The sequence below is a fragment of the Acinetobacter sp. WCHA29 genome, assembly GCF_002165335.1.
Classification (GTDB): Bacteria; Pseudomonadota; Gammaproteobacteria; order Pseudomonadales; family Moraxellaceae; genus Acinetobacter.
This window is the reverse complement of sequence record NZ_NHRQ01000012.1, coordinates 40,239-58,950: the sequence shown is the minus strand read 5'-3', so window position 1 is coordinate 58,950 and position 18,712 is coordinate 40,239. Positions and strand designations below refer to the sequence as shown.

Genomic DNA, 18,712 nt, shown 5'->3' with positions numbered 1-18,712 from the left:
ATGAAAGTACGTTCACTTTCGACATCATTAACGCTGTTAAGCTTAGCAATCAGTACTCAGCTATATGCCCAAACAGTTGAAACAGATGCATCTGTTCAAACGACTGCTGCTGTAACAAGTCAGAAACCAACCCAACTTGCACCTATTGTGGTGACTGCATCGCGTTCAGCACAAAGTATTGCTGAAATTGCCGGTACGGTGTATCGCATTGAACAAGAAGATATTGCAAAACAAGCCGCTGCGGGTAAAAGTACAGCAGATATTTTAGGTTTACTCGTTCCATCGCTAACACCAAGTTCTGGCACAACCAGTAACTATGGAATGACCATGCGTGGCCGTACAGTCCAGTATATGATTGATGGTGTACCACAAACGGGTTCGCGTGATAGTTCACGTCAATTAAATAGTATTAGCCCAGATATGATTGAGCGTGTTGAAGTGGTCTCTGGTGCAAGTAGTATTTATGGTTCTGGTGCAACAGGCGGGATCATCAATATCATTACTAAAAAAGGGTCGACCGAGGGTGTTCATTTTGAATCAAAACTTGGTGTAACTTCAGGCGATAACTTTAAAAATGATGCCTTGGCTTATGAAGCATATCAATCAGCTGCATTTAAACAAGGGGGGTGGAATGGTTTCCTTGGGGCAAGCTATACCAAACGCGGTGAGATTCAAGACAGTCATGGCGATCGAATTGGGCCTGAAGTTGCTCAGACTGACCGTCAAGATACTGAAACTATCGATGTTAATGGCCGTTTAGGTTGGCAGTTTACTGACAAGCAAAGTATTAGCGTTGGTGCGCAATATTATAATGATGAACAAGACAGTGACTATGGTGCAGATTATGGACCAGGTTTAGCTGTTTTATTGGTTAAAGGTGCAAAACCAAGCCAGAAAGCAGTCAAAGGTTTGGAACTTAATACTCAGCCAAGAACGAAACGTGCAGCTGTAAATGCACAATATGAAAACCAAGATTTCTTTGGTCAGACTTTAAATGCGGAGGCTTACTATCGAACTGAAAAAGGTAGATTCTATCCGAGTGCAAATACTTTGGCACATACATCGATTGCAGGAGGAGGAACATATATTGTTACCCAGTCTGAGACGGATATTGATGTATTTGGTGCAAGGTTAGCGTTACAGAGTAAACTGGACCTTGCAGAGCGAGCTTTACATTTAACATATGGAATGGATTTTGATAAGGAAAAAGGCAAAGCAACAGCCCAGTTATATGATTTGAATACATTTATGAGTAGTAATGGTTTGAAATTCAAACCATTAAATAATTATGGTTTCGGTCCAGATGTGGATACTGAGAAGCTTGGTTTCTTCTTACAGAGCCAATTTGAAGTCAGTGATCGCTTAAACCTACAAGCCGGCGTGCGCCATGAACGAATTGATAGCCAAGTACAAGATTCTGTTCCTTATTCTGAAGCGATGGTTGCAGATTTCGTCTCAGGATATAACCCTAAGACTTTAAAAGGCGGGTCAGTCAAGCATGATGCGACTTTATTTAACTTAGGTGCTGTTTATCATTTAACAGATGCTCAACAAGTCTTTGCCAATTTCTCTCAAGGGGCAAACTTACCTGACGTACAACGTATGCTGAGAGATGTTCCTGCAAACTTTGTTGTAAGCAATCAAACGATTGATCCAATTAAAGTGAATAGCTTTGAGTTAGGTTGGCGTTTACAGGATAATGCTTTAACTACAGGACTTACGGCGTTCTATAACAAATCAGATAAATCTTTGAAATTTGGCCCACCAAACTTTGCGATTGAAGTGATTGATACCGATGAGCGTGTTTATGGCCTAGAAGGTAATGTGAAGTATGCGGTGACTGATGCATGGAATGTCGGTGGTACTTTAGCTTATACACGTGGTCAATTTAAAAATTCCAGTGGTAAATGGCAAGAGCTAGATGCTATCCGTGTTGCACCGTTAAAAGGAACTGTCTATTCAGATTGGCAATTTAACGATGGTTTAGGTTTGCGTGTTCAAACCTTGGCAATTGGCGGTACAGACAAAGCACGTAAAGAAGCCATTGAAAATGGCAGTCGTCCGCCTGCTGAAATTAAAGGTTTTGCAGTGATGGATGTGATTGCCAATGCGAAAGCCGGTCCGGGTACTTTAGGATTTGGAGTTTATAATGTTTGGAATACTGATTATAAGTCTGTATATAGCCAAGCAGTTTCGACCGTGTATGGCGATATTTCTAGTCTAGCTGCACAAGGTCGTACTTATGGTTTGAGTTATACCCTCAAATACTAATCTAATCAAAAAGGCATCTGTTTAGATGCCTTTTCTTTTGATGATTTTCATGATGAACAATAATTTAAAGTTTTTAGCGCTAGCTGCTTTGATCAATGGAACTTGTTTTTCCATGATTCTCCCTTTACTTGCCCCATTGACACGACAATTACATTTATCTGAATTCCAAGGTGGTGTGATTGTTTCAGCAGGGGCAATCTGTATGGCGATTGCCTCGATCTGGATTGCGAAAAAGAAAAATCAGCTATCTCCCAAGCAACTGGTCAATTATGGTTTTTGGGGAATGACCTTTACTTGGGCTATTTTCACCTTGATTCTGTATTTTGGATCACAAGCGATTTTCCCCACGTTATTCATTTTTATCTTACTGGTATTGAGTCGTGCTTCTACAGGTATTTTTATGGCTTTGCCACAAATTGGTCTGCAAAGCTATGTAATGACACATGCGAGTGAAGCCGCTGAACGTAGCAAGCAAATGGCGATGTTTGGTGCGATGAATAGTTTTGGGATGATTATCGGCCCGTTTGCAACCTCAGTTTTATTGTTTGGTGGTTTACTTTTCCCAATGTGGATTGCTGTGGCTTTACTTGGCTTAGTCAGTATTGCACTCTGCATCCTGTTTAGTAAAAGTCCGCAAGTTCAGGCTGAGTCATTCAATCCGCAACAAGATAAAGATAATGCACGAGTGAATGAGCCAATTCTGAAGCAAAGTCTGATCTGGTTAACTCTAGGTTTTGTCACTTATGTTGCAATTGTGACTTTAAATATGACGGCAGGTTTTTATATTCAGGATAAGTTTTATCTCAGTAGCCAACAGAGTGCAGTTTATTTTTCTCAATGCATGTTGGTTGTCGGGGTCTGTTTGGTGCTGACCCAACTTTTAATCGTGAAAGTGTTTAAACTCAAATTAAACAGTTTGGTGATTATTGGTTTAGTCACCATGTGTTTTGGTCTATTACTTTCACTCTACACACCTACAATTTTTGTGTTTCAGGCCAGTTATATTTTTTATGGTATTTCTATGGCGTGCTTATTACCTGCATTTACTACAGGCGCTGCCCAAGCGGTATCTCAGCAATCACAGGTTAAAATGGCAAGTTTTTGTACGGCGATACAGGCATTAGGTTTAATTGTTGGCCCCTTACTCAGTACATTTTTGTACCGTTTTAATACCCATTTCCCATTCTATTTATTACTGTTCTTAACCCTATCGATTGGCCTTTATTTTAGTTGGATGTTGATTCGAAAAGAAGCTGAAACTGCATTGCTACTTGATGAATAAAAGGGATTTTGGTTAAAAACAACTCATCTTTTTTCTCATAATGCAAGTATTCCGACTGTTTCAGTCATATATTGCTGTTATGAGTCGTCTTTATGTTTATTTTTTAATCAGATTTGTTTCATTTGTTTACTATTTGAATTTTAAGCCTATTTTTTAGTTACTCTATAAAAAGTATAACAAAACAGAGGAGTAACAATGCTGATTTTTCATGATTATCCTGTTCAGGGGGCAATTTTTGATATTGATGGAACAATGTTTGATACCGAGCATTTACGCTTCCAGACATTGAAACAGGCATCAAAAGAGCTGATTGGACAGGAATTTTCAGATGAATATTTGATGCAGTGTCTCGGCTTAAGTGCCAAAGCATCGGAGCAGTTAGCACAAAAGTTTTATGGTACAGATGTTCCTTATACTGCCATTCGTAAACGTGCAGATGCGGTTGAATTAGAGTCTGTGCGAAAAAATGGTGTACCGATTAAAAAAGGACTGATTCAAGTTCTGGAACGCTTAAGAAAATCAGGTTTAAAAATGGCAGTTGCGACTTCCAGTCGTCGTGCGATTGCAGAAGAATATCTAATTAATGCCAATGTTTATAAATTTTTTGATTTGTTGGTTTGTGGGGATGAAGTTGAAAAAGGTAAACCGCATCCAGAAATCTTTTTAAAAGCCGCACAGAAACTCAATCTACAACCGCAACAATGTTTAATGTTTGAAGACTCGGAGAATGGTATTTGTTCAGCCTATGATGCAGGCGGAATCACGATTTTATTCAAAGATATTAAAGAACCCAATGATCAGATGCTTTCTAAAGCAAATTTTTACTATCAGGACATGTATGAGTGCCTGAATGCTTTGGATCAATATATCCCTGAAATAGGTATGCCACAATTACAAGAATTATTTCCGCAAAGTGTCAATCAGTTGACTGTTGGGATTCATGGCTTTGGTGCTATTGGTGGGGGATATGTGGCACAGATTTTGTCCTATTGGGATGGTTACACACGCCCAAAACGCATTCTGGCATCAACCCGAAATCGCTTATATTTAGAATCAGTGAACAGTTTTGGTAGCTATAGTATTCGATATGGTCAGTCTTGTTATGATGAGCGTATTGATAATCTGACTGTGATTGATGCTGACAATGAACAGCAGATGTTAGAGATGTATATGCAATCTAGCCTGATTGCACTGTGTTTACCAGAACAAGCGATTGAGTCCGAGGCGAAAACGATTGCGAAGGGACTATTCGCCCGTTTTATGTCAGCAGATGCGGACAATAATGAGCCCATTACCTTTTTGATTATTCTCAATAAAGTGTGTGCAAAGTATTTGGTCTTGAAACACATCCGTGAAGCCTTACTTTCCATGACGAATGAAGATATTGCAGAACATATTTTAAGTGAACATTATTTTTGCGATACCGTGGTCAATCGAATGGTGTCAAAACTGACGGATCAGGCCTTATATCGTCAGCTCAATATTAAGCATAATCTGTTCAAACAATATCAAAATGATCTCAATCCAGAAACGATTGAACTTTCAGAGGAAACTGCTCTGACTGTAAAGCAAGAACAGCAGATTACCCATTGTTTAGAAGACATGCGTGGGCAGTTTCAAACAGGGCAATTCTTACAAAATATGGATCTGATCCTATTCCATAGTGAAATGGATATGCCGATTTATGTGGAAAATCGCAGCCCATTGTTGAGCAAAATGCGTCAAATGATTTTGGTGGATCAGATTTCTGAGATTCAAATCATTAAAAATCGTTTGTGGAATGGCTGTCATGTGATGCTTGCTTGGTATGCCAGTTTAAATGGGTATGAGACGATTGGTATTGCGATGGCTGATTTAGCAGTTCGACAATATGCTGAAAGACTGGTTGATGAGGTTAAATTAGGTTTAGCTAATTTAATCCCAAATCAAAAAAAGCAATTGGATCGAATGGCTGAGAGTTTTTTAAACTCATGTCGATCTGCTTATAAATATCCATGTGAACGTGTAGCTCGTGATCCGCTTAGTAAACTCAATTTGAATGAGCGTGTTTTAGGTAGTTTAGAATCTCATGTACAGCAACAACTTCCTTATCAGAAGTTAATGCAAGGTGCAATTTATGGCTATGCCTATGCACTAAAAATGCTTGGGCTGGACGAGATTAAGATTGTAAAGCATGTCCAGAGCAATATCGAACATATGGACATTACTGAAAATCAGAAGAAAGCCTTGTTAAACCAGCTCTATCAAGGGGTTCAGACAGAGCTCAAGGACGAAGTATTCATGTCACAACAATCTGAGGAATTGAAACCTCTAACCGCTTAGGCATTAGTGATTATAGTGTAAAGCAGCTTAACTTCGATCTAGGTTTATGTTTGAATAACACAACTTTAAACAGAATGCTAAAGTTGTGTTATTAGAAGCAGACACCCAGTTGATTGCGACCGAAATACGTGATTATCCCGAATGGCACAAGGGCCGTTCAGATTATGGGCTTTGGTATATTGAGATTGATCAACCTGAATTGATTCAATATTTAGATGAAATTCAAACACAGTTTTCTGATCTATTACTTGCTATACAGCAACGCCAATATCACATTACACTATTTGTTTGTGGTTTCTTACAACCTTCAGCTCATCAGTACGATGACGATTTTCAGATTCAACAATTACAGCAGCAGATCAAGCTGATTGAAGCATTACAGCTCAAACCTTTTGAGCTTGAAATCATACAGATCGATAGCTTTAGTAGTGCTTTGTTTCTACAGATTAAAGATCATCAGGGCGTACTAGAACTAATTCGTCAACAATTTGCTCAAGTATCTGGGGAAATTGCAGCACTCGAATATTGTCCGCATATTACTTTAGGCTTGTATCGTGAAGCTTGGCTGAGTGATATTGTACTTCAGCGGATGCAACAACTTTCGGTAAAAACTATAAATATTGAGGTTAAAAAACTGACTTTTGGTTATTATAAAGCACAGATTTTACAAGGATTCCTATATCCTTATCGGCAAATTGAACTAGGTTAGACATGTTGCAACTAATTTTAGGTGGGGCGCGCTCAGGTAAAAGTCGTTTGGCAGAACAAACAGCCAAAGAGACAGGTTTATCGGTCATTTATATTGCAACGGCGCAGGCCTTAGATACTGAAATGCAGCAGCGTATTGCGCATCATCAACAACAACGTGCTGATGATTGGCAATTGTGTGAAGAACCTATTTTTCTTGCGGATCAACTGTTGCAATTAGATCAAGATAATCAAGTGATCTTGGTGGATTGTTTGACCTTATGGCTCACCAATTTATTGTTATCCGCTCATGCTGAATTACAACAGCAGCAAACAGACAAATTTTTAAACCTATTACCCCAACTCAAATCACATATTATTTTAGTGAGTAACGAAACTGGACTGGGTGTCGTTCCTATGGGTGAAATTAGCCGTCGATTTGTGGATGAAGCGGGACGTTTACATCAAGCTTTAGGGCAATTAGCAAATAAAGTGGTGTTCTGTGTGGCAGGTTTCCCAATGATTTTAAAAGATGAGAAATAATATGACTGAACAAGCGCAATGGTTTTTAGCCGCAGTACAACAACCTGATCTAGATGTAAAACAACAAGCTGAGCAACGTCAACTTCAATTGACCAAACCAACAGGCGCATTAGGTGATTTAGAGCAAATTGCGATTAATTTATCTGCTTTACAAAGAACAATTTTCCCTAAAATTAACAAACCTTGGATTACTATTTTTGCTGGTGATCATGGTGTTGTAGCAGAAAATGTTTCAGCCTATCCTCAAGCAGTAACTCGTCAAATGTTGCAAAACTTTGCTTCGGGTGGTGCAGCAATTAGTGTAATTGCTAAACATCATCATGCCCATTTACAAGTGATTGATTGTGGGACAGTAGGCGATAGTTACAATTATGTTGGCGTTGAATGCCATACTATTCGTGCTGGCACTGCTAATTTTGTAGAGCAAGCTGCGATGACCAACCGAGAGTGTTTAGCAGCGTTAGAGCTGGGTAAAAATAGCGCCGATCTTGCTAAGGCGAAAGATGCGGATATTTTTATTGCAGGTGAAATGGGAATTGGCAATACCTGTTCAGCTTCAGCACTTGCTTGTTTGTTGCTGAGCGAATCAGCCCAGCAAGTTACAGGTTTAGGAACAGGAATTAATATTGAGCAATTACAACATAAAATAAAAGTGATTGATCAAGCAGTAAAGCTTCATAGAGCAAATGTGGCCAATGATGCATTAAAAATTTTGGCTGCTGTAGGTGGTTTGGAAATCGCTGCAATCACTGGGGCTTATTTACGATGTGCGCAAATTGGTTTACCTATTATCGTCGATGGCTTTATTAGTTCGGTCGCAGCTTTATGTGCAGTACGTATTCAGCCACAAAGCCGTGAGTGGATGCTTTTTGGACATCAATCAGCTGAATATGGTCATCAGCGTGTTTTAAAAGAATTGGATGCCCAACCAATCTTAGCAATAAATTTACGTTTAGGGGAAGGCAGTGGTGCTGGTGCGGCATTATCTATGATCCAACTTGCTTGTGTCTTACATAATCAAATGGCAACTTTTGCGGAAGCGGCAGTAACAGGTGACAAAGTTGCAGATTGATTTACTGCGACATGGTGAAACCACGCTGAGCCATACTTTACGTGGGCATTTAGATGATGAATTGACTGAAAAAGGTTGGTTGCAAATGCAATCAACCATTCAGCAGTACATCACTACTCCAATGGATTGGGATGTGATTATCAGTTCACCTTTGCGGCGTTGTCGTCGCTTTGCAGAGCATTTGGCAGATCAGCTCGAATTGCCAATGCGGGTCAATGATCATATCAAAGAAATGTATTTTGGTGATTGGGAGGGTATTTCAACCCAAGCCATTTATGAAGCCGAACCTAAGCGATTAGCAAATTTTTGGCAATTTCCTACGCAATATCATGCGCCAAATGGTGAGTCTTTGATTCAATTCCAACAGCGAGTCATGTGTGGGTTTGATGAAATTTACGAGCAAATGCAACGACACAACTGGAATAAGGCATTGATTGTGACGCATGGTGGGGTGATTAAATTGTTGACTTGTTTGGCGCGTCAGCAAAATCTAGATGATTTATTAACTATGCCCGCAGAGTTAGGGAAATTATATGCTTTAAACCTAACTCAAGTTGATAATCAAATTCATTTTTCTGAAAAAACAGCAATTTAGTAGTTATAAAATCTTATTTTATTTCCAGTATTTGCTAAGGTCATGTAATCGAACTGTCATTGCTACAGCCTATGATACACGTCATTTCTTGACCTATAAGCAAATCATTATGAATATATTATTGAAAAGCAGTGTGTTATGCGTGAGCATTTTATTGGCGGCATGTAATAACGACGATCGCTCAGAATCAAAAACAATCCCTGAAAATAACACGGTATCAAAATATTATCAGACTAAAACTCCATACCAACCACAACAAGATCTAAAAAAATACGAAGCGATTCCACAAGGTTTTAAACCTGTTTTTACAGAGTTAGTCGCACGTCATGGTTCTCGAGGATTATCGAGCATTAAATATGATTTGGCACTTTATAATTTATGGAAACAAGCCAAGGCTGAAAATGCTTTAACACCTTTAGGTGAAAAACTAGGTGCTGATTTAGAAAATATGATGAAAGCAAATATTTTGCTGGGTTACGGCGTAGATGGGATTCGCCAGTATGGATATGGCAATGAAACGATGCTTGGTATTCAAGAACATCGAGGTATCGCAGACCGTCTTTTACAACGTCTACCTGATCTATTTAAAACAGCAGCGACACAACCTGAATCTATCTTAGTTCAAAGCTCAGGCGTAGATCGTGCGGTTGATAGTGCCAAGTTTTTTACTGCTGAATTGATTCAACAACAACCGCAATTGAAGAATCAAGTTACACCTGTTTCATATACCAGTTTAACCAGTACGAGTATCCCATCTATTGAGGATGGCGGTGTAGATCGTTTTAAACTTTATTTCCATAGCTTGAATAAAGATCAAGATTTAGCTAAGCCATTATCAACTCAGCAACAAGCAATTTATGATGCTAGCCAAGCTTATCAGCAGTTTGAAGAAGAAAATGCCGATTTAACCAATAAACTCAAAGAAATTGAAAAAGATACTCGTGCAGAACAAGTTGCGCTGAGTGTGCTTAACCCAATTTTTAAGCCTGAATTTATCAAAAAATTAGGTACAACAGGCTATACCTTTAGTAATAGCGGCACTTATACCGTGACATCGCCAAAAGGTGAAACCATTACAGAAAAAGGTAAAGGGAAAAATACCATTGCAAGTGCTGTGGATGCCGCTGCTTATCTTTATGAGCTGTATTCAATTTCTGGTGGTATGCAGCTTGAATTAAAAAATGTAAATTTTGATCAATATATGCCTGTAGATGCTGCAAAATTCTATGCTGAATTTAACGATGCAAATGATTTTTATGAGAAAGGGCCAAGCTTTCAAGAATCAAATGCTGTCACCAGTAACATTGCTCAAGGTCTAAAACAAGATTTGTTTAAGCAAGTAGATGCAATTGTTGATAAAAAACAATCCCATCGCGCTGTGTTACGCTTCGCACATGCAGAAATCATTATTCCACTGGCGACCAGTTTAGAGTTACATGAAATGATGCAGCCTCTACCATTACATCAAACCTATAACTACAGCAATAGTTCATGGAGAGGTGAAGTAGTATCGCCAATGGCTGCGAATTTACAGTGGGATATTTATCAAAATGCCCAAGGTATCACTTTGGTAAAAATGCTCTACAATGAAAAAGAGACCTTGTTTAAACCATCATGTAAATATGCACAATATAGTACGAACAGTTTCTATTATGATTATTTGAAGCTTAAACAATGTTATCAAGTTCAATAATCCAAGCATTAGTTTTTTCAAATTGGGAATAGCCTTGCTATTCCCAATTTTATTTCCTCATAATTGCTAAATTATGAATCGAATATGATTGAGCTTACATGACGCCTTTTTGGATTGCCTTGCAATTTTTGACAGTTTTGCCGATTAACTTAAAAACAATGCCAAGTGCAAAGCAAAATGGTCAAGCGATCTTATTTTATCCATTTGTGGGTTTATTGATTGGACTGATTTTGTTTGCTTCATCTCTAGTTTTATTCAAGCTGCCAATTTTATTGATTGCCAGTATCATTTTAGTGTTATGGATTTGGCTTACAGGTGGGCTTCACCTTGATGGTTTAGCCGATACAGCCGATGCTTGGGTCGGTGGTTTTGGTGATCCTGAGCGTACACTCAGAATTATGAAAGACCCAAACTGTGGTCCAATCGGTGTGCTAAGTCTTGTTGTAGTTTGTTTACTCAAGTTTGCTGCGCTGTATGTACTGCTTGAGCAGCATCTCAATACTTTTTTGATTTTAGTTCCAGTACTTGGGCGTAGTGTTCCATTATTTTTATTTCTAACCACAGCTTATGTTCGTGATAAAGGGCTAGGACGTTCAATTACTGATTTTATCCCAAAGAAACTTACATGGACTGTTTTTGTCATTACAATTGCATTACTTTGTGTGTTTAAATGGTTGGGATTGGTGACTTTTATCTGCTTTGTTGCTGTGTTGTTTTTTTTAAGAGCCTTATTTATCAAAAGAATTGGTGGGATTACTGGTGATACTGTTGGCGCTGCAATTGAGCTGGTTGAGACAGGTTTAATGCTAAGTTTTGTGATGGCTTCATTTTATATTTAACAGGTTTAATTCTAAAAAATTGATCCTCCTTAAACTAAGAAGGATCAATAAAGAACTTAGGACGATTTTCGGGCTGCTAATGTACAACCTAAAATCACCAATAAAGCGATGAGTCCAGCGATACTTCCTAACAATATATCTCTGAGCGTTTTATCTACTGGTAGCCATGTCCATTTATGTAGATATGCAAAGCTAAAACCTTCTAAAGCATCTTGTTGAGTGACTTGCGCTGCAATCACACCGCTACTTGGCTCAATATACAACCTGAGTTGATCACTTAAATTGCTTTCAACTTTAACTACGGGTAAACGTTTGTTGATAAAACCATATTCACCACTAAAACTGGTGACCCAAGAACTTTGTGTAAAGCGATCGACTGGTAAATGTAAATAGTCGGCAGCCAACTGTTTACTTTGCTCAAGGGTATTTAATTTTGTCGCTGTATTCGCATTGATCAATTCAATTGTAGGGGCAGCACTTTGAGCATGATGATTATGATCATGTTCTTTGGCTGCGGTCATGCTGCCTTGTAACTGTGGATTACCTGTCAATTGAACCATCCAACCTGCTTGAGCGTGATCTTGAGCAAAGGAGATCTGTACAAGATTAAGGCGTTGTATGGGGTGTTGAACAGCCGTTTTCCATGAGATAGCACTTAAATCCTGTGTATAAAACATCGGCTGAATGTTCGCAATCTCAGATTTTTTATGCCAAACATGATAGAAACCACTGAATACCCATAGCAAGATAAATATACTTAGACTGATGCCCAAATAGCGATGTAAAAAGCGAATTGGCTTGTGAGCTAAACGATGGTTCTGGCGATTACGAATCCTAAAAAACAATCCAATTCCCATACAAGTCAGTACCAAAATGCCAATTAAAGCAATTTGCATCAGTATACTTTGTCCTGTCCACGGTTGATCACCCCAAGTCCATGTATGACCTAAACGAAAGATTTTCGCCATCCACATTTTTTGGTCATTGGAGAGTGTGGCTAATCGAGATTGTGATGGATCGACATAAGCTCTTAAACCATTCTCAAAACTTACACGCCAAACAGGCAATAGACGATTCACACTTGGATAATCATCACTAAACTCAGTGATCAGTTCGGTCGAAACGATCTTTTGTTTGGCTAAACCTGTATACCAAATTGCAAGACGTTTTGCATCTTGTTGCTCTCCATCTGTGATGAGTTGACCCGATCGACTATCAAAATACTCCGCAATGTTTTGATTTGGTTGTAAAACTCGATAAGCCACAAGTTCAGGTTGTAGCTGAATGGTTTGTAATCCTGAAAATTCTTCAATTCTATGCTGCTGTAAAACCCAAGGTGCAGGCAAAGCATTTGTTAAATTTAGTTGCTGAGGTGGAGGCATTCTTTTGACGGGTTGAGGTTGTGTTGCACTCATAATTGGATGCAACACACCTGTTAAAGACCACATCAAAATCAGAATGCCAAGCATCATTCCAAAGCTACGATGAAATTTCAGTAACTTCTTGAGTAGATTGGCATTCATTGTTTATTTTCCAAAATGATAACGTAAACCTAATAAATAGCTTCGTGGTGCTGCAGGCGTATAACTAGCTTGATTACTGCTATATGAAGTGCTGTCAGCATAATGGACATCAGCTACATTCAGAATTTGCCCATAAATCTCATAAGCATTTTTACGATAATTTGCACGTAAATTTAGAATGGTATGCCCATCATATTTTTCAGTATTAGCATCATCGATCCAATATGAACCGACATAAACACCTTCAGCCGAAAGTAATAATGCTGGAATAGGTTTGATTTGATATTCAATTGTGCCAAAACTTTTGGGAGAGTTTGGCATTTTATTGCCGCTATAGTTGAGTATTGATGAGGGCTGAAATTCTTTATATTCGTGTTTAGCGATACTTCCAGATAACTTTAAACGTTGATCATACTGTTCAGAAATATTCCAAGTTCCACCAATTTCGATACCTTGATGTAAGGTTTTGCCTGCATTTCGTGGTTCACGGGTATTATCAGGTTTTGTATAACTTAGAACTTCATCCTTACCTTGTAAACGATATAAGGTAATTTCTCCATCCAATCGGTCATCTAAAACTTTGAAACGTAAACCCGCATCAATATTATTAAATGTAGCTTCTTTTAAGTTTGGTGTGACCAGATTTGCGCCATATAAACTACTAACCTCTGGTGGTACAAAACCTTGTGACCAATTGCTATACAGATCTAATTCAGGTGAGATATTCCATACAAAACCCAGTTGAGGGCTTGTCTTGTGAAAACTACGTTTTTCGTCTGGCGCACCTGTAACTTTAGAGGGAACAAGCTTGTTATCAAAGTCATAACCGATCCAATCATAGCGTGCACCACCAACCAAATTTAGATTCGGCAAAGCTTGCCAATTTGCTTGTGTGTACAATGCTTGGTTATTGACATCAACTTTGAAATCACGTAACAACTGACGTTGTTTGAAACCCGTATAAACTAGCGTGTTTGGATCACGAAAAACTTGAATATCATTGGTTTGAGCTTGGTTCGGTGAATGATCTGCCATCGCCCCAATGATCAATTTAACCTGATCCAAATTAATGGAATGCTGTAAATTTAAGCCATAAGATTGAAAAGCGTTATAGGTAGTTTGCCCGCTATAAGTTCCTGTAGGCTATTTATCTTTTACATCAGTGCGAATATTGTAGCTCGGATTTTGATCGGTTGTATTATCGCGATAATATACAGTCAATTGACTTTGTTGTTGATCATCCCATTGATGGTTAATCTGTGATGAAAGACGGGTTGAGTCTACTTCTCGATATGTAAATGTTTGATAGCTATAACCTGGACGTTTGCTAAAATCATTTGCATTTAGGCTACCCGTCATATCGGTTTTTAAATGGTTGTAGCTGAAAATATTTTTGATTTGAGTGGCATCTGATATACGCCAATCATGTCTTAAGGTCACACTTTGCTTATTACTTTCAGCATGATCTTGCCAGCTATCACTACGATCACTGGCATAGGCAGACAGTCTTAAACCATGTTCACCATACTCAGTATCAAACGTATTGGATGCGCCTAAGTCTAAACGGCGATAACCTTCAGAGCTTGCACTCAAACCTAAATCAGCAGTTGGAGTTAAACTCGGTGCTTTGGTGAGGAAATTAATCGTGCCGCCAATTGCATTGCTTCCATACAAGCTACTTGCTGGGCCACGCAAAATTTCAATGCTATCAATTCCAGCTAAATTTACTTCATATAACGCATTGTGGTTAAACACACCGACTGGACGGATTGAAATGCCATCTTCCAAATATTGATAAACAGCAGAAGTGGTGATGGGTTGACGAATTGACATCATATGTTGTTCGTTGCCCAAGTCATTCATTAACACACCTGGGGTTTGATTAACTAACTGACCAATGAATGTGGCATGTTTATCATCTATATCTTGGCTACTAATTTTGCTAATCGCAGCAGGAGTATTATTTATAGATTCACCTTCACGACTTGCCGTGACTACGATTGTAGCTAGGGTTTTTGTTTCATTTTCAGAAGCTGTTTCAGCCAGAGTGATTGGGCTGTAGGTAATCGATAGACATGCTGTCGTTAATACTGACAAACGAAATTGAGTATTCATATTTAACTCTATAAAAGCAATAAACGAGGCGGTACCACAGTGAGACACTGGATACGGAATGTTAAAAAAGCATTTTTATAGAGCGAGCGGTGGTGCTTGTTTAATTGGAAAGATATAGAAGATACGTGGAATTTGCAGATCTTCTGACCACGTATAACATAGGCATCGTACACGACTAAACCAAGCCAGTACAAAGATTAAAATTAATGCAATTAAAGGAATAATTGCAACAGCATCTAAACCATGTGTACATAAAGGACAATACTTCATGATTTGACTAGCAAGGGCAAAAACCTCTTTGGCATAGTCACTCAGTTGATCATGCGCAGTCGGTTGTAAATGCTGTTGATGATGCATTTCATGCATAGCATGATGGTGACTTGAATGAGATTCAGACAACATCAAACTATTTTTAATATCTGTGACTTGGCAATGTGTAGGCATTGCATAGAGTGCAGGTACGACGCCAGTATGTACCATCGTTGGTAAGAAGATATGCCAGAGCAAACAAAGCAAAGTAATCGCACCGAATGAGGCACGCCACTTTAGCAAGTGTTGACGAAAACTGGACTTCATATCAGCAATACGTCGTAGGGGAAATGTGGCAGCAGTATAATTAAAAAAATGTTACAGTTCAAAACAAATCCAATATTTAAGGACACAAATATATGGCAGATTACCGTATAAATTTTCCAGTTTTTTTCGATGACGAAGAATGGGTATTTGAATCTAAAGGATGGATTATTTTAGTATTAACGTATAGAAATAAGAATTATGAATTAGTTTTCTACGACCCTGTTCGTTTGATGCAAACCATAAATGATGATTTGCATTCCAGTCAATATTTTATAGAACAAAATTTAGTTGTAATCCCAAACGTAAATAGGGTAAATATTGAAAAAGTAGTTTTAGATCTAGTGAGTCATGAAACTTTAATGGAAAATTTAAAAATAAAAACAGGCTCATGAGAGCCTGCTTTACATCTACTTAAAGATTAACGGTTTGGTAAAACATCTTTAAGTGCTTCATGCATTTCTAACAATGCTTTTTCTGTTGTATCCCAATCGATACAACCATCAGTCACAGATTGACCATATACGAGATCACATAGGTTTTCAGGAATATCCTGACGACCGCCTTTAAGGTGACTTTCAACCATGATACCTACGATTGATTTATTACCATCAAGAATTTGCTCTGTGATGTTTTTGAGGACTAATGGTTGTAAGTATGGGTCTTTATTTGAGTTCGCATGACTGGTATCAATCATGATTTTGTTACTTACTTTTGCTTTAGCTAAAGCAGCCTCTGCATCAGCAACTGATGAAGCATCATAGTTTGGTTTACCATTACCACCACGTAAAACAACGTGCGCATAAGGATTACCATTGGTATTGATAATTGCAACCTGACCATTTTCATTTAAGCCGAGGAAGCTATGACCGTGCTTAACCGATTGCATAGCATTGGTCGCAACCGTTAAACCACCATCTGTACCGTTTTTAAACCCAACAGGAGATGATAAGCCTGAAGACATTTCACGGTGTGTTTGGCTTTCTGTAGTACGTGCACCAATCGCAGACCAAGAAATTAAATCTTGATAATATTGCGGTGAGTTTGGATCAAGTGCTTCAGTCGCACATGGCAAACCTTTTTCATTTAATTCAAGCAAAAGACCACGACCAATATGTAAGCCTTTTTCAATATTGAAAGAGTCATTCATATCTGGATCGTTGATTAGACCTTTCCAACCGACTGTCGTACGTGGTTTTTCAAAATATACACGCATCACAAGGTATAAAGTATCTTTTACTTTTTCACTTAATTCTTTTAAGCGATCAGCATATTCATTTGCAGCTTTAACATCATGGATTGAACAAGGTCCAATCACCACAAACAAACGTTTGTCATTGCCGTCTAAAATATTACGTACAGTTGCACGTCCTTGTAACACAGTTTGAGATGCAGCTTCAGATAAAGGAAGATCAGCTTTCAGTTCCGCAGGGGTAATTAAGGTTTGAATGCTTTTAATATTAACGTCGTCGATATCTGGCTGAGAAACTGGATTTGACTGTAGAGTATTCATTGCTGTCACAAATTCAATCGAAAGAAGAGGTTATTTTGTCTACGAATATAGCATGAAAAGCCGATTGATTAACTATCCATTCGCAAAAATTGCGGAAAACAATCGGCTTTTTCAGAATTAAACCATACTAGATGAATGGCTTGTTTGTTGAACAACAGCAACTTTATGGGTTTCAACTGGTTTAGGTTTTGCCTTAACTGGATTAACCATAAAGTTAACACCAAGGGCAAATAATGTAATACCTAAGATTCTGCGAATAAGTCTTTCTGGCATACGCGAACTAATTAAAGTTCCGACAATGATTGCAGGAATAGAACCAACAAGTAACCACATTAATAAATGAAAGTCGACATTACCTGAAGACATATGACTTAAACCAGCAACAGCGGTTAATAAGACAGCATGTACGACATCTGAACCAATAATACGGATCATCGGTAAGTTAGGAAACATAATTACGAGTGCCATAATCCCGAAAGCACCAGCGCCTACAGAAGACAGGGTAACGAAAATACCTAAAACCATGCCCATGATAAAGATATATAAGCGTTTATGCTGGAGTGCATGTTGCTCACTTTCCATATTTGCTTGTTCACGATTACGGAAACGATCAAAGAACTTTTCAATTTGGCTACGAAATACAATCGAGATACCTGTCAAAGTCAACATAAAGCCTAAGACCATAGTCAGCACAGCTTTATAGTGCGTTGATTGGCTTAAATAGTGTTCTAAAACCCAAGATGTGGCAAAAGATGCAGGAATACTTCCAAGTGCAAGCCAAAGTACAATTGGCCATACAATATTTAGTTTTTTAGCATGTACCATTGAACCGCAAAATTTAGAAATAGAGGCATATAGCAGGTCTGTACCGATTGCAATATGAGGTTCAATTTTGAATAAACTAATCAAAATGGGGGTCATTAATGAGCCACCACCAACACCAGTGATTCCTACACAGAAACCAACCAAAACCCCAGCTAGAATAAATTCAACAGGACCAAACATAATCAATATGCCTAAATATGCAAAAACCAGCATATCTTATGCTTTTTTTAGATAACTCGTTGTGATGAATAGTGATTTGCTTATGCAAAAAAAAGCTAAAGAATGTCGATGACGGTATAAAAACTGACTGAATTACACAGCCATGTTTCATTAATTTGCACTTATGAGTTCGTCGAGTAAATCTTAGTTTGATCAAAGTGACGTAAAATAATTAATTGAAAAGTAGAGTGATTTAAACATTCTCTATTTTGCTAAAATTTTATTTTTGTTAGGTTTTAATTCATTAACCCATAACACAAGTAGAAATGTAATCGGTGTCGCAAATAGCCACCAACTTACAAATCCTATAGCGTTTCCATATTCAAGACAAAGCAAATCGTAGTAGTGGTTGCGCAAATGTAGCCATATGTAGACCATAAACGCCTGCATTTAAGGTTGCTACAGGACTATTATTTCTTGTGTTGCCTAAAATTTTTCCAGCACCATTTAAGGTAATTTGTGTTTGATTTAAGGTAATGGAATGATATTCTAATAGGAGAATAAATATCAAATGAAAATGATTATTGTTAATATTAATAAATTGAAAATAAACTCGCAATCATTTAACTATCGTTAATCAAGATAGTTTTTAAATTAATTGGATAGCTTATTATGATTCGATGTAAAATCATTTTGTTAG

The 18,712-nt window shown here is 38.1% G+C and carries 14 protein-coding genes and 3 pseudogenes; 10 read left to right on the top strand and 7 right to left on the bottom strand.

Translation table 11 applies throughout. The features are described from left to right. The 9 genes from CDG59_RS09610 to CDG59_RS09570 all read left to right on the top strand — a co-directional run bounded on the left by CDG59_RS09610 (position 1) and on the right by CDG59_RS09570 (position 11,304). Positions 1–2,271 carry a TonB-dependent receptor gene (locus CDG59_RS09610; RefSeq protein ID WP_087545032.1) on the top strand — a complete coding sequence of 757 codons (2,271 nt, stop codon included), beginning with the start codon at positions 1–3 and terminating at the stop codon, positions 2,269–2,271. A 25-nt stretch (positions 2,272–2,296) separates the two neighbouring features. Continuing rightward, a complete protein-coding gene (locus CDG59_RS09605; RefSeq protein WP_087545030.1) occupies positions 2,297–3,553 on the top strand; it encodes an MFS transporter in 1,257 nt (418 codons plus the stop codon). Positions 3,554–3,748: 195 nt separating this feature from the next. Next, positions 3,749–5,875, top strand: coding sequence for a bifunctional mannitol-1-phosphate dehydrogenase/phosphatase (mtlD, locus tag CDG59_RS09600; RefSeq protein ID WP_087545029.1), 2,127 nt, complete (start codon positions 3,749–3,751; stop codon positions 5,873–5,875). Positions 5,876–5,960: 85 nt separating this feature from the next. Further along, positions 5,961–6,584, top strand: coding sequence for a 2'-5' RNA ligase family protein (locus tag CDG59_RS09595; RefSeq protein WP_087545027.1), 624 nt, complete (start codon positions 5,961–5,963; stop codon positions 6,582–6,584). 2 nt (positions 6,585–6,586) lie between these two features. Beyond that, positions 6,587–7,105 (top strand): bifunctional adenosylcobinamide kinase/adenosylcobinamide-phosphate guanylyltransferase, encoded by a 519-nt coding sequence (cobU, locus tag CDG59_RS09590; protein WP_087545026.1) that lies wholly within the window; start codon positions 6,587–6,589, stop codon positions 7,103–7,105. A gap of 1 nt (position 7,106) precedes the next feature. Further along, positions 7,107–8,177, top strand: coding sequence for a nicotinate-nucleotide--dimethylbenzimidazole phosphoribosyltransferase (cobT, locus tag CDG59_RS09585; protein ID WP_087545024.1), 1,071 nt, complete (start codon positions 7,107–7,109; stop codon positions 8,175–8,177). Next, the gene (locus tag CDG59_RS09580) at positions 8,167–8,772 is read left to right on the top strand and encodes a histidine phosphatase family protein (protein ID WP_087545022.1); all 606 of its coding nucleotides are present in this window, start codon (positions 8,167–8,169) and stop codon (positions 8,770–8,772) included. The genes cobT and CDG59_RS09580 overlap by 11 nt, the downstream gene beginning before the upstream one ends. 109 nt (positions 8,773–8,881) lie before the next feature. Further along, positions 8,882–10,465: a histidine-type phosphatase gene (locus CDG59_RS09575; RefSeq protein ID WP_087545020.1), complete on the top strand. Its 1,584-nt coding sequence runs from the start codon at positions 8,882–8,884 to the stop codon at positions 10,463–10,465. Positions 10,466–10,563: 98 nt separating this feature from the next. Beyond that, positions 10,564–11,304 carry an adenosylcobinamide-GDP ribazoletransferase gene (locus CDG59_RS09570; protein ID WP_087545018.1) on the top strand — a complete coding sequence of 247 codons (741 nt, stop codon included), beginning with the start codon at positions 10,564–10,566 and terminating at the stop codon, positions 11,302–11,304. Positions 11,305–11,360: 56 nt separating this feature from the next. On the opposite strand, the gene CDG59_RS09565 is transcribed toward CDG59_RS09570, so the two are convergent. The 3 genes and pseudogenes from CDG59_RS09565 to CDG59_RS09555 all read right to left on the bottom strand — a co-directional run bounded on the left by CDG59_RS09565 (position 11,361) and on the right by CDG59_RS09555 (position 15,518). Then, positions 11,361–12,827 carry a PepSY domain-containing protein gene (locus CDG59_RS09565; protein WP_087545016.1) on the bottom strand — a complete coding sequence of 489 codons (1,467 nt, stop codon included), beginning with the start codon at positions 12,825–12,827 and terminating at the stop codon, positions 11,361–11,363. 3 nt (positions 12,828–12,830) lie between these two features. After that, positions 12,831–14,942 (bottom strand): annotated as a pseudogene (locus CDG59_RS09560) (TonB-dependent receptor). 75 nt (positions 14,943–15,017) lie between these two features. Continuing rightward, the gene (locus tag CDG59_RS09555) at positions 15,018–15,518 is read right to left on the bottom strand and encodes a hypothetical protein (protein ID WP_087545014.1); all 501 of its coding nucleotides are present in this window, start codon (positions 15,516–15,518) and stop codon (positions 15,018–15,020) included. A gap of 92 nt (positions 15,519–15,610) precedes the next feature. Here CDG59_RS09555 and CDG59_RS15310 point away from each other — a divergent pair, with 92 nt between their 5' ends. Then, on the top strand, positions 15,611–15,910 hold the full coding sequence (locus tag CDG59_RS15310; protein WP_171295022.1) for a hypothetical protein: 300 nt from the start codon (positions 15,611–15,613) through the stop codon (positions 15,908–15,910). Positions 15,911–15,936: 26 nt separating this feature from the next. Here CDG59_RS15310 and CDG59_RS09550 read toward each other — a convergent pair whose 3' ends face one another. The 4 genes and pseudogenes from CDG59_RS09550 to CDG59_RS09535 all read right to left on the bottom strand — a co-directional run. After that, complete coding sequence (locus tag CDG59_RS09550) at positions 15,937–17,028, bottom strand: 3-deoxy-7-phosphoheptulonate synthase (protein WP_004662080.1); 1,092 nt, start codon at positions 17,026–17,028, stop codon at positions 15,937–15,939. 117 nt (positions 17,029–17,145) lie between these two features. Further along, a complete protein-coding gene (locus tag CDG59_RS09545; protein ID WP_087545079.1) occupies positions 17,146–18,033 on the bottom strand; it encodes a sulfite exporter TauE/SafE family protein in 888 nt (295 codons plus the stop codon). 243 nt (positions 18,034–18,276) lie between these two features. After that, positions 18,277–18,408: pseudogene (locus CDG59_RS15490) on the bottom strand (DUF1634 domain-containing protein); the annotation flags it as partial. Beyond that, positions 18,404–18,565 (bottom strand): annotated as a pseudogene (locus tag CDG59_RS09535) (PepSY domain-containing protein); the annotation flags it as partial. The pseudogenes CDG59_RS09535 and CDG59_RS15490, both read right to left, overlap by 5 nt. Positions 18,566–18,712: the final 147 nt, after the last annotated feature.